The following is an 11926-nucleotide window of genomic DNA, read 5'->3' on the forward strand; positions in this document are numbered from 1 at the left end:
CGTTCTTAGTTTGATTGTTTAAAAGCTTCCATCATCTCGATAAACTCGTCAAATAGGTAGCTAGCGTCATGTGGCCCAGGAGCTGCATCTGGGTGGAATTGTACAGAGAAACCTGGTTGGTATCTGTGACGCACACCTTCAACTGACTTGTCATTGATTTCTTCGTGGGTAATGATCAAGTGTTCTGGCAAGTCCTCACGGCTGACTGCATAACCGTGGTTCTGGCTAGTAAAGTCTACACGGCCTGTAGCAATCTCACGTACAGCGTGGTTAAATCCACGGTGACCAAATTTCATTTTGTAGGTCTTAGCACCATTTGCCATTGCAAAGAGTTGATGCCCCATACAAATACCAAAGATTGGAATTTTTCCTTGTACACCACGAATCATGTCGAGTGCTTGTGGAACATCTTCTGGGTTACCCGGACCATTTGATAACATAACTCCGTCAGGGTTGAGATGGAGAATTTCTTCAGCCGTTGTCGAATAAGGAACAACCGTCACGTTACAGTTACGCTTAGAAAGTTCACGTAAGATTGAGTGCTTGAGACCAAAGTCCACTAAGACAACACTCAAACCAACTCCTGGAGCTGGATAGGATGTTTTAGTAGAAACCTGCTTGATATTGTCTGTCGGCAAAACTGTTGCTTGGAGCTGATCCGTCACATGGTCCATACTGTCCCCAACATGGGTCAAGGTTGCACGCATGGTACCATGCTTACGAATAATCTTGGTAAGAGCACGTGTATCAATCCCTGAAATACCTGGAATTTTTTTAGCTTTCAAAAATTCATCCAAGGTCATTTGGTTGCGCCAGTTGCTTGCTCGACGTGCTTCTTCAAAAACAACGACTCCCTTACAAGTTGGAATGATGGATTCGTAATCATCACGGTTGATTCCATAATTTCCTACCAAAGGATAGGTAAAGGTCAAGATTTGTCCATTATAAGACTGGTCTGTAATGGATTCTTGGTAGCCGGTCATGCCTGTGTTAAAGACGATTTCACCTGTTACATCAATATCTGCTCCGAAGGCCTTGCCTTCAAAAACTGTGCCATCTTCTAATACTAGAAGTCTTTTTGTCATATTTTCACCTCTCGTGGACGCTCACTGGCGTCTTTTAACGTCTTGTGTTTTAGTTGGCGTTTCTACTCGCCAGTACGGATTCTAAGATTGCCATTCGAACAAAAACACCATTGGTCATTTGTTGGACAATCCGTGATTTTGGTGCTTCAACCAAGTGGTCTGCGATTTCTACATCACGGTTGACTGGAGCTGGGTGCATGAGGATTGCTGTTTCTTTCAAACGGTCATAACGTTCTTGAGTCAAACCATGTTGGGTATGGTAATCTTCTTTGGAAAAGACAGCCCCACTATCATGGCGTTCATGTTGCACACGAAGAAACATCATGACATCCACCTGATCAATGATTTCATCAATGGTTACAAACTGTCCATAGTCTGCAAACTCTTGACTTCTCCATTCCTCAGGTCCAGCGAAAAAGAGTTCAGCTCCCAAGCGTTTCAAAATCTGCATATTGGATTTGGCAACGCGTGAATGATCCAAGTCACCTGCAATCGCAACCTTAAGACCCTCAAAGTGACCAAATTCCTCATAAATAGTCATCAAATCAAGCAAGCTCTGGCTAGGGTGTTGGCCCGAACCATCTCCACCATTGATGATGGAAGTCGTAATCGTCGGACTTGCAATTAACTCTCTGTAGTAGTCAACCTCAGGGTGGCGAATCACACAGACATCCACTCCTAAAGCAGACAGAGTCAAAATGGTATCATAAAGTGTCTCACCCTTATTGACTGAACTAGTCTTCACATCAAAGTCAAGTCGCTCCAATCCCAGTTTAATCTCTGCCACTTCAAAGGATTTATGCGTCCGTGTAGAATCCTCAAAGAAAAGATTGGAAACAATCGGATGGTCTTCATAAGGAAGCTGAGCTCCGTTTTTAAACTCAATTCCTCGCTTGATCAATTTCATCACTTGATCGACAGTGAGGTCTTCCATGGACACCACATGGTTCAATGCTTGTTGATTTTCTGACATGGCTACTCCTTTAGCTTTCTAAGCTTCTTCAGTAATCAGAACTCTGTCTTGGCCATCAAGTTCTGCCATCTCTACGATGATTTCTTCAGAACGACTAGTTGGGATGTTTTTCCCAACGTAATCTGGACGGATTGGCAATTCTCTATGTCCACGATCAACTAGAACTGCTAAACTCACGCGCGCAGGACGACCATGACCGACAATATTATCAATAGCAGCACGGATAGTACGGCCTGTATAAAGCACATCGTCCACCAAGATAACTTCGCGGTCTGTCACATCAACAGAAACCAAAGAAGTATCTTCTCCACTTTTAACATCATCACGGAAAGGTTTGGTATCCAATTCCACAACAGGAACTGAAAGATTTTCTAGTTGCTCCAAACGTTCTTGGATTCGGTGGGCGATAAAGACACCACGAGTTTTAATACCAGCCAAGACGATTTTATTCAAATCTTTGTTGCGTTCGATAATCTCATAAGTAATACGCGTAATCGCTCGTTTGACGGTCAATTCGTCTACAACTTCTTTTGTCTTCATGACAAACCTCCAAAAAGAAAAGTCTCCTTAAACAAGGAGACTTGGAATGTATAGCTAAGTAAGCCCTACTGCAAACAGTATAGACTCCACCCTTCTACTTTATCACGCTCCTTGCCTGCCTCACGGGACAGGTTTAAAGGAATATTTAGTTATCAAATACTATAGCACAAAGCGAGCCTAAAATCAAGCAAAAACTTTTGAAACCCCATCTTATAAATTGCTAAAATCATATAACTGTGGGTACTGGTCACACTCTGGATTTTTAGGATGGCAAATGGCTCTTCCAAAATAAATCATGGCCTGATGGGCTGCTAACCACTGCTCCGGTGGCAAGATATCCATAACTCGTTTTTCCACCTCAAGCGGTGTCGCTGATTTTTTGACAATATCGTGGTGTTTGCAAATACGCTCCACATGAGTATCCACTGCAAAGGCTGGAATCCCAAACCCCACACTCATGACTACATTGGCTGTTTTGCGACCAACACCTGCTAAACTCTCTAATTCCTCACGTGTTTGAGGAACTTGGCCATCAAAATCGTCTAGTAACTGTTGGGCACATTTTTTAAGGAATTTAGCCTTATTTCGATACAGTCCCAGGCGAGAAATGTGTGAAGCAATCTCACTTTCTGTTGCAACAGACATGGCTTGTGGCGTTGGAAAGGCAGCAAAGAGACCTGGTGTGGCCTTATTTACCGCTGCATCCGTCGTCTGCGCTGACAACATGACCGCAACCAAAAGTTCAAAATGATTGGTAAAATCAAGACTGGGCTTGGCATCTGGAAAAAGAGCAATGATTTCTTGTAGCACCTTTCGTGCGCGTTTTTTTGACAAGACCATTATTCGTCTCCATCAAATAGTCCTTGTAAGCCAGCAAAAGGACTGTTTTCTTCTTTCTTAACTGCTTGTTGAGCTTGGTATTCTTCCTCTGTCATGATTTGCCAGTCATTTCCTGAAACAAATCCTTGACCAGCTTCTTCTTCAGCCGTCAAGACCTTAATAGGAATATTTAGTAGGATATTGTCTGACACGCTCTCAGCAAGATCAAGTTCTCCATTTTCGATAGGCAAGACCAAATCATCGTCTAAAACTTCCTGATCTAGTTGGTTAGTTGCGCCTTCCATGAAAACTTCCGTTACTGGATAAGATTCAACTAACTCAACTGGCTCCATACTACGACTTGAAGCAAGGACAATGGTATAAGACAACTGATAGTCTAAGAAATACATACGGTCTTCGTACTGTACTTTTCCAACTGCAAGGATATCTTTTACATCTAAAATTTCTTGATTACGTGCACGTAGGTCGGCGGCTAGGTCTAACATTTGTTCAAAATGCAAGCCTTCAGACTGCTTACGAATTTCTTGAATATTTAATTTCATACTTCCTCCATAAAGATTTACTCTCTTGATTATACCATGAAAAGGCTACAAATCAGCACGGCAAACTTTATAATTAAAATTCGATTTTTTAACATATTTACTATGACATTTTTGTTTTTTAGTGCTATACTATAGGCAATAATACATCAGAGCAAGGAGGATGCTCATATGGAAGACAAAGAACTCATTACTAATGCAACCCAACTCCTATCCGAGTTAAATAAAAGTTTCCAAAGCTGCAAACAGGGTACTGCAGATGATACTCGACTACAAGAGCTGCTAAACACTACTATAAAAGAGCTCAAAAAAGCGGAAAAGTTGAACAACAGTATTTTAATCGACCTTGAGAAATTTTACCAACGTACCAGTCTTCTGATAGGCCTTGGTAGCCTAAAACTAAACGATCAAGCACGTACCGCTTGGCGCAACTATGACAAGTTCCATTACGAGCATGTCAAACACGTACTAACTCTTTATGGACCTGTTTTCGGATTTTAGAGATTAGAATTGTCAGTTTTCTGTTGACAAAATATCCTGAAAGGTATAGTATAGAGATACTAATACTCGGAGGTAAGGGAGACATGAACAACTAAGTCTATCAAATAAAGAACCTTTATTTAGTAGATCTTGTTTTTGTCTCTTTTTGTGTACTCTTTTATGCTCTTTTTCTGGCATTTTATACTCAATGAAAATCAAAGAGCAAACTAGGAAGCTAGCCGCAGGTTGCTCAAAGCACTGCTTTGAGGTTGTAGATAAGACTGACGAAGTCAGTTACATATATCTACGGTAAGGCGACGCTGACGTGGTTTGAAGAGATTTTCGAAGAGTATTAATAGAGTTTTTTGACATAAACTTTGGCTCTACTAGATAAAGTAGAGCTTTTTGTTATGCACTATCGACATTCTAGAAAGGGCAACAATATGATAAAAATCAATCATCTGACCATCACACAAAACAAAGATTTACGAGATCTTGTCTCAGACTTAAACATGACCATCCAAGACGGGGAAAAAGTAGCTATTATTGGAGAGGAAGGAAATGGCAAATCAACCTTACTTAAAACTTTAATGGGGGAAACTTTGTCTGATTTCACTATCAAGGGAGACATCCAGTCTGACTATCAGTCACTGGCCTATATTCCTCAAAAACTTCCCGAGGAGCTGAAAAAGAAAAGTCTACACGACTACTTCTTTTTAGATTCTCTTGATTTAGACTACAGTATCCTCTATCGTTTGGCTGAGGAATTGCATTTTGATGGCGATCGCTTCGCTAGCAACCAAGAGATTGGCAGTCTATCAGGAGGCGAAGCTTTGAAAATTCAGCTCATCCATGAGTTAGCCAAACCCTTTGAGATTCTATTTCTAGATGAACCTTCAAATGACCTAGACCTTGAGACGGTTGATTGGCTAAAAAGACAGATACAGAAGATGAGGCAAACCGTTATTTTCATTTCCCATGATGAAGACTTTCTTTCTGAAACGGCAGACACTATTGTTCACTTGCGACTGGTCAAGCACCGTAAAGAAGCGGAAACACTAGTAGAGCATTTAGACTATGATCGCTATAGTGAGCAGAGAAAGGCTAATTTTGCCAAACAAAGCAAGCAAGCTGCTAACGATCAAAGAGCCTACGATAAAACCATGGAAAAACATCGACGAGTCAAGCAAAATGTAGAAACTGCGCTTAGAGCTACTAAAGACAGTACTGCCGGTCGCCTATTGGCTAAAAAGATGAAAACTGTCCTCTCTCAAGAAAAACGCTTTGAAAAGGAAGCTCAGGCCATGACCCAAAAGCCACTTGAAGAGGAAGAAATCAAACTTTTCTTTTCAGATGTCCAACCATTACCGGCTTCTAAAGTCTTAATCCAATTGGAAAAAGAAAATTTGTCCATTGGCGACCGAGTTTTGGTTCAGGGACTGCAACTAACTGTCCATGGCCAAGAAAAAATCGGTATCATCGGCCCAAATGGTGTTGGAAAATCGACTCTGCTAGCCAAGTTGCAACAACTGCTTAGCGCAAAAAGAGAAATTTCGCTTGGTTTTATGCCACAAGATTACCACAAAAAACTGCAATTGGATTTATCACCAATAGCCTACCTCAGCAAAACTGGAGAAAAAGAGGAACTACAGAAAATCCAATCTCATCTAGCTAGTCTCAATTTCAGTTATCCAGAAATGCAGCATCAAATTCGCTCCTTATCTGGCGGGCAACAGGGTAAACTCCTGCTTTTGGATTTAGTCTTGCGCAAACCAAACTTTCTCCTTCTGGATGAACCCACACGAAACTTTTCACCCACTTCTCAACCCCAAATCAGAAAACTCTTTGCCACCTATCCAGGCGGTCTCATCACTGTTTCGCATGACCGTCGTTTCTTAAAAGAAGTTTGCTCGATCATCTATCGCTTAACAGAACACGGTTTGGATGTAGTTAATTTAGACAATTTATAAATTTGCAACATAGCAGATAGGTGGGGCAAAAACACAATTTTAGGAGAAAAGGAAGTAAATCTTCCCATAATAAAACGCATAATATCAAGTTTTTTGCACACCTGATATTATGCGTTTTTCAGATTTTAAAGACTTTTTCCAGCATTCATTTTACATATGTTTTAAACGTTCAATACGTTCTGAAATAGGTGGGTGGGTATAGAAGAGTTTTTGGAACCCTCCCCCTTTCTTGGGATCATTGATATAAAGTGCACTGCTGGCATCATCAACAGGACGACTCATCGGTTTACTATTATCCAACTTACGTAGAGCATTAATCATCCCTTGAGGATTGCGCGTCAACTCGACACTAGAAGCATCAGCTAGAAATTCCCTCTGACGAGAAATAGCTAGTTGCACCAAGGTTGCAGCGAGAGGTGCCAGCACAATTGCAAGTAGGGAAACCACTAACATAATGATTTCTAAGCCATTTCCATCTCGGTCATCGTCACTTCGTCTGCGACCTGTTCCATCCCACCACATCATACGACCTGCCATACTAGAAAGCATGGTGATAGCACTAGCAAGGGCGACGGCAATAGTCGAAATACGGATATCGTAATTACGAATATGACTGACTTCATGTCCCATAACAGCTTCTAGTTCTTCACGATTCATGATAGCTAGGAGACCTGACGTCGCAGCAACCGCCGCATTTTGAGGGTTAGAACCTGTCGCAAAGGCATTTAAGGCTGGATCATCAATGATGAAAACACGGGGCATAGGAATCTGAGCCACCATAGCCATATCTTCCACTACATGGTAGAGGTCTGGTGCCGTTTGCTCATCAACCTCACGCGCCCCGTTCATGGACATGACAATCTCTGTCGATTGAAAAATCATGGACAAGGCATAGATAAAGCCAATAATCAGTGCGATAATCAAACCACCAAGCCCAGATCGCATAAAGAGGTAACCAACCGCATAGCCAACAAGAGCTAAGAGTAGGAAAAATACCAGCAACAAAATCCAGGTTTTTCGTTTATTGCTTGCAATTTGATCAAACAACATCTTAGTCACCTAAACCGCTAAAATCAACTTTAGGAACTACCTTTTCCTCTTCTGGTGTTTGAAGGAAATCTGCTGCTTTAAATCCAAACATTCCAGCGATAATATTGCTTGGGAAAGTTTCTAATTTTACATTGTAGTTGCTGACAACACTGTTGTAGAGTTGACGAGAGTAAGAAATTTTATTTTCTGTGTTTGTCAACTCCTCTTGCAATTTAACAAAGTTTGCACTAGCTTTCAAATCTGGATAGCTTTCTGCAACTGCAAAAATACCTGAAACCTGACGAGTGAGGGCATCACTAGCTTTCATAGCTTCTGCTGGTGAAGTTGCTGCTGCCACTTGGTTACGCAGTTCTGCTACCTTTTCAAGGGTAGAACCTTCATATTTGGCATAACCTTTTACAGTTTCAATCAAGTTTGGCAAGAGGTCATTTCGACGTTTCAACTGAACATCAATCTGACTCCAAGCCTCCTTTGTTTGCATACGATTCTTAACCAAACCGTTATAGCTAAGAATCACAAAAATAACAACAAGAGCGATAACTCCAAGAATAATCCAAGTCATTATATAAGTCCTTTCTGCTTTTAGATTAGTACCAGTATATCAAATTTTTAATGATTGTGGTAAAATAAGATGATACTAAAGAAGGAAATAACTATGAAACCAGAAACATTTTACAACCTGCTTGCCGAGCAAAATCTTCCACTTTCGGACCAGCAAAAAAAACAATTTGAACGCTATTTTGAGCTCTTGGTCGAGTGGAATGAAAAGATTAATTTAACAGCCATTACGGACAAGGAAGAAGTTTATCTCAAACATTTTTACGATTCGATTGCACCCATTCTTCAAGGCTTGATTTCCAATGAAACTATCAAATTGCTTGATATCGGAGCTGGGGCAGGATTTCCTAGTCTACCAATGAAAATCCTCTATCCTCAGTTAGATGTGACCATCATTGATTCTCTCAATAAGCGCATCAACTTCCTCCAACTCTTGGCTCAAGAACTGGATTTAGACGATGTTCATTTCTACCATGGACGTGCCGAAGATTTTGCACAAGACAAGAACTTCCGTGCTCAATATGATTTTGTAACAGCTCGTGCGGTAGCCCGCATGCAGGTTTTATCTGAATTGACTATTCCCTACCTTAAAGTTGGCGGAAAACTATTGGCGCTCAAGGCTAGCAATGCGCCTGAGGAATTATTAGAAGCTAAGAATGCTCTCAACCTCCTTTTTAGTAAGGTCGAAGACAATCTCAGCTACGCCCTACCAAATGGAGATCCGCGCTACATCACAGTGGTAGAAAAGAAAAAAGAAACGCCAAATAAATATCCACGTAAGGCTGGCATGCCCAATAAACGCCCGCTTTAATCTTTTTAGTAAAAAAATATTTACAAAGTCAGCCTCGCTCTTTTATTTTTAGGCTCGGGAAAAAATGATTTACAAAATCATTTTTTTCTGCTATACTATCTTAAGCAAAGGTTTTTAATGTCATCCCGTGAGGTGACGAAGACGCAGAAATACTTGAAACTCTTTAAAGTCTAGATTTTAGAGAAGTCTTACTCTGAGGGCCTATTGCTGTAGAATAATGGGCTCTTTTTTGATGCCCAAAAGTGAGGTTTATATGAAACAAGAATCAACTGTTGATTTGTTACTAGACGTTGACCAACGTCCTTCGGCTGGAAAAGGAATTCTCCTTAGTTTCCAACACGTTTTCGCCATGTTCGGTGCGACCATCTTGGTACCCTTGATTTTGGGAATGCCTGTATCTGTTGCCCTTTTTGCTTCAGGTGTCGGGACACTCATCTATATGATTTCAACTGGATTTAAAGTTCCAGTTTATCTAGGTTCTTCTTTTGCCTTTATCACAGCAATGTCACTGGCTATGAAAGAAATGGGTGGTGATGTATCTGCTGCTCAAACAGGGGTTATCTTGACTGGTTTAGTCTATGTCCTTGTGGCTGCTGGTGTTCGTTTTGCAGGTACAAAATGGATTGATAAACTCTTGCCACCAATCATCATTGGACCTATGATCATCGTTATCGGTCTTGGACTTGCAGGCTCAGCAGTCACTAACGCTGGTCTTGTAGCTGACGGTAATTGGAAAAATGCCCTTGTAGCAGTTGTTACTTTCTTGATTGCTGCCTTTATCAATACAAAAGGAAAAGGCTTCCTACGAATCATTCCTTTCCTCTTTGCCATTATCGGTGGTTACCTCTTCGCACTAACTCTTGGTTTGGTTGACTTTACACCAGTTCTTAAAGCCAACTGGTTTGAAATTCCTGGTTTCTACTTGCCATTTAGCACAGGTGGTGCCTTTAAAGAATACAATCTTTACTTTGGGCCAGAAACCATCGCTATCTTGCCAATCGCTATCGTAACAATTTCTGAACATATCGGAGACCATACTGTTTTGGGTCAAATCTGTGGCCGTCAATTCTTGAAAGAACCAGGTCTTCACCGTACTCTTCTTGGTGACGGTATCGCAACTTCAGTTTCTGCCTTCCTTGGTGGACCAGCCAATACAACTTACGGAGAAAATACAGGGGTTATTGGTATGACTCGTATCGCTTCTGTCTCAGTTATCCGTAACGCTGCCTTCATCGCGATTGCCCTTAGCTTCCTTGGTAAATTTACTGCCTTGATTTCAACCATTCCAAATGCTGTACTTGGTGGTATGTCAATCCTTCTCTATGGAGTTATCGCCAGCAACGGTTTGAAAGTCTTGATCAAAGAACGTGTTGATTTCGCTCAAATGCGTAATCTAATCATCGCAAGTGCTATGTTGGTCCTTGGACTTGGAGGAGCTATCCTTAAACTCGGTCCAGTTACCCTTTCAGGTACTGCCCTATCAGCCATGACAGGAATCATCTTGAACTTGATTTTACCATATGAAAATAAAGACTAAAAGTCTAAACATATCAAAAAACGAGCATTTCCAATTACGGAAGTGCTCATTTTTTTGATACTTAGAAGTGAGTGTATCCCCTCTAACGCTGTTTAATATAGTTCCCCTACTCTATACTCAACCCATTCCTTTTCCTTCACTGGGTAAATCTTAGCAACTTTTGTTTCCTCATCATACACTACGACAAAATGCCCTTCACTATTCCAAAATTTACCTAAAATTGTACCATCATTTAAATTAGTACGTAACTTGCCTTCTTGACTTACTGCGCTTTCTGTTTGTGCTATTTTAGGCTCTTTACTATCTAACCCAACAGTTACAAAACTTGACCCTATAATAATAAATAAGCAAAACACTACAGCCCCAAACCCTACAAATTTAAACAAATTATAATCCCCATTATCTCTTTTCATGTTATCTTTTTATCTCTCTTTCTAACATCCCCCTAGAAGGCTCTCACAAGCCTCCTACAGCGTTTTAATACAGCTCACCCACACTCATAAGCTCCCATTCAGAAAAATCAACTTGGAAGACTTCTGGGGCTTTTGTAGTACCATTGTACACTACTATAAAATAGCCTTTTTCATTGTAAAACTTACTCAAAATCTCAGCGTCTTTCATTTCTGCTTTCAATCCACTATCTTCTATCTTTTTATTTATCTGTTGCTCTGTTTCTACTTCATTATTTCCTTGAGTTCCTAAGATATAACCACCAAAGCTTACCCAAAAGAAGATAAAAAGCATAAATACAATAGTTGCATATTTCAAAAAATTTAGTTCTTTCATTTCTTTATTATTCCTTTTTGTGTTAGTTGATACTATTTATATAGTTTTCTTAGTTCCTTAAATCCCAAGGGGTAAAAATAACCCCTTGCAGCCCCACCATTTCATCAAGCCATCTAGAGAAATTGGCTTCTTTTGTCTCATCATCATACCACTCAAAATCTTCAATATAAGTTGAGTTTGCGATTAGCTTGAGACGATTGTTTTGGTATTGGGGATCTAAATAGAATAGGGGGACCTCTTCACTATACAAGTTAGCGAGGAGCCGAACTCTTTTTGTATATTCTAATCGTTTTATTGAACCACTTTTTGAGATAGTTCTAGTGTATATGTTTTATATAATTGATGGCAAGCTTGATTCTCTCCTGCATTAATCAAGGAAACACAAGGTAAGACAAGTTCTGACCAGATAGACTCTAGTATTTCCTCACGATTTGGATGTTCATCTAACTTGGCAACAATTTGAGGAGCCATCTTATAGTAGGATTCAATTTCCTCCTGACCACCATCTTGCAAGGCTAGATAAGAATCCCTGAATTTTCTCAAAGTCATCAATTCATCGCAGTCATCTGCCAATCCCTTGTAAGTTACCGCTGCTTCTGTCAAATAACAACCTCTTTGTTCAATTTGATAATAAGCATCTGGTTCACCGAAAAATCCAGTTTTAGAGCGCACATATCTCTCTGCATCACTCCTACGTTGAAAAATAGCTACTTCTCTTCCCTTACGATATACAACAAATTCCATTTCTTTTTCCTCA

At 40.4% G+C, this 11926-nt stretch carries 14 protein-coding genes; 4 read left to right on the forward strand and 10 right to left on the reverse strand.

Annotated elements, in window-relative coordinates; all coding sequences use genetic code 11:
• Window positions 1-5: 5 nt before the first annotated feature.
• The 5 genes from M1G05_RS03690 to M1G05_RS03710 form a co-directional block, all read right to left on the reverse strand.
• Window positions 6-1085 carry a carbamoyl phosphate synthase small subunit gene (locus M1G05_RS03690; RefSeq protein WP_045607045.1) on the reverse strand — a complete coding sequence of 360 codons (1080 nt, stop codon included), beginning with the start codon at window positions 1083-1085 and terminating at the stop codon, window positions 6-8.
• A 49-nt stretch (window positions 1086-1134) separates the two neighbouring features.
• A complete protein-coding gene (locus M1G05_RS03695; RefSeq protein WP_081529664.1) occupies window positions 1135-2058 on the reverse strand; it encodes an aspartate carbamoyltransferase catalytic subunit in 924 nt (307 codons plus the stop codon).
• A gap of 18 nt (window positions 2059-2076) precedes the next feature.
• The gene (gene pyrR, locus M1G05_RS03700; RefSeq protein WP_000850023.1) at window positions 2077-2598 is read right to left on the reverse strand and encodes a bifunctional pyr operon transcriptional regulator/uracil phosphoribosyltransferase PyrR; all 522 of its coding nucleotides are present in this window, start codon (window positions 2596-2598) and stop codon (window positions 2077-2079) included.
• Between the two features lie 210 nt (window positions 2599-2808).
• Window positions 2809-3438, reverse strand: coding sequence for an endonuclease III (gene nth / locus M1G05_RS03705; RefSeq protein WP_049546494.1), 630 nt, complete (start codon window positions 3436-3438; stop codon window positions 2809-2811).
• Window positions 3438-3980 (reverse strand): YceD family protein, encoded by a 543-nt coding sequence (locus M1G05_RS03710; protein WP_049546493.1) that lies wholly within the window; start codon window positions 3978-3980, stop codon window positions 3438-3440. Before M1G05_RS03710 ends, nth begins: the two co-directional genes overlap by 1 nt.
• Before the next feature lie 168 nt (window positions 3981-4148).
• Here M1G05_RS03710 and M1G05_RS03715 point away from each other — a divergent pair, with 168 nt between their 5' ends.
• Both M1G05_RS03715 and M1G05_RS03720 read left to right on the forward strand, forming a co-directional pair.
• A complete protein-coding gene (locus M1G05_RS03715) occupies window positions 4149-4478 on the forward strand; it encodes a hypothetical protein (protein ID WP_049546492.1) in 330 nt (109 codons plus the stop codon).
• A 389-nt stretch (window positions 4479-4867) separates the two neighbouring features.
• On the forward strand, window positions 4868-6427 hold the full coding sequence (locus tag M1G05_RS03720) for an ATP-binding cassette domain-containing protein (protein WP_247953138.1): 1560 nt from the start codon (window positions 4868-4870) through the stop codon (window positions 6425-6427).
• 150 nt (window positions 6428-6577) lie between these two features.
• Here M1G05_RS03720 and htpX read toward each other — a convergent pair whose 3' ends face one another.
• Together htpX and M1G05_RS03730 are read right to left on the reverse strand one after the other, a co-directional pair.
• The gene (htpX, locus tag M1G05_RS03725; RefSeq protein WP_247953139.1) at window positions 6578-7477 is read right to left on the reverse strand and encodes a zinc metalloprotease HtpX; all 900 of its coding nucleotides are present in this window, start codon (window positions 7475-7477) and stop codon (window positions 6578-6580) included.
• A gap of 1 nt (window position 7478) precedes the next feature.
• Window positions 7479-8039, reverse strand: coding sequence for a LemA family protein (locus M1G05_RS03730; protein ID WP_084887001.1), 561 nt, complete (start codon window positions 8037-8039; stop codon window positions 7479-7481).
• Between the two features lie 93 nt (window positions 8040-8132).
• On the opposite strand from M1G05_RS03730, the gene rsmG reads away from it, so the two are divergent.
• On the forward strand, window positions 8133-8846 hold the full coding sequence (rsmG, locus tag M1G05_RS03735; RefSeq protein WP_247953140.1) for a 16S rRNA (guanine(527)-N(7))-methyltransferase RsmG: 714 nt from the start codon (window positions 8133-8135) through the stop codon (window positions 8844-8846).
• 253 nt (window positions 8847-9099) lie between these two features.
• Window positions 9100-10383 (forward strand): uracil-xanthine permease family protein, encoded by a 1284-nt coding sequence (locus M1G05_RS03740; RefSeq protein WP_060628761.1) that lies wholly within the window; start codon window positions 9100-9102, stop codon window positions 10381-10383.
• Window positions 10384-10475: 92 nt separating this feature from the next.
• Here M1G05_RS03740 and M1G05_RS03745 read toward each other — a convergent pair whose 3' ends face one another.
• The 3 genes from M1G05_RS03745 to M1G05_RS03755 all read right to left on the reverse strand — a co-directional run bounded on the left by M1G05_RS03745 (window position 10476) and on the right by M1G05_RS03755 (window position 11913).
• On the reverse strand, window positions 10476-10796 hold the full coding sequence (locus M1G05_RS03745; RefSeq protein WP_084886994.1) for a hypothetical protein: 321 nt from the start codon (window positions 10794-10796) through the stop codon (window positions 10476-10478).
• 64 nt (window positions 10797-10860) lie between these two features.
• Window positions 10861-11169, reverse strand: a complete 309-nt coding sequence (locus tag M1G05_RS03750) for a hypothetical protein (RefSeq protein WP_000661403.1) — start codon at window positions 11167-11169, stop codon at window positions 10861-10863.
• Window positions 11170-11460: 291 nt separating this feature from the next.
• A complete protein-coding gene (locus M1G05_RS03755; protein WP_084886991.1) occupies window positions 11461-11913 on the reverse strand; it encodes a CFI-box-CTERM domain-containing protein in 453 nt (150 codons plus the stop codon).
• Window positions 11914-11926 lie beyond the last annotated feature (13 nt).

Source organism: Streptococcus mitis (assembly GCF_023109515.1).
Lineage (GTDB): Bacteria > Bacillota > Bacilli > Lactobacillales > Streptococcaceae > Streptococcus > Streptococcus mitis_CS.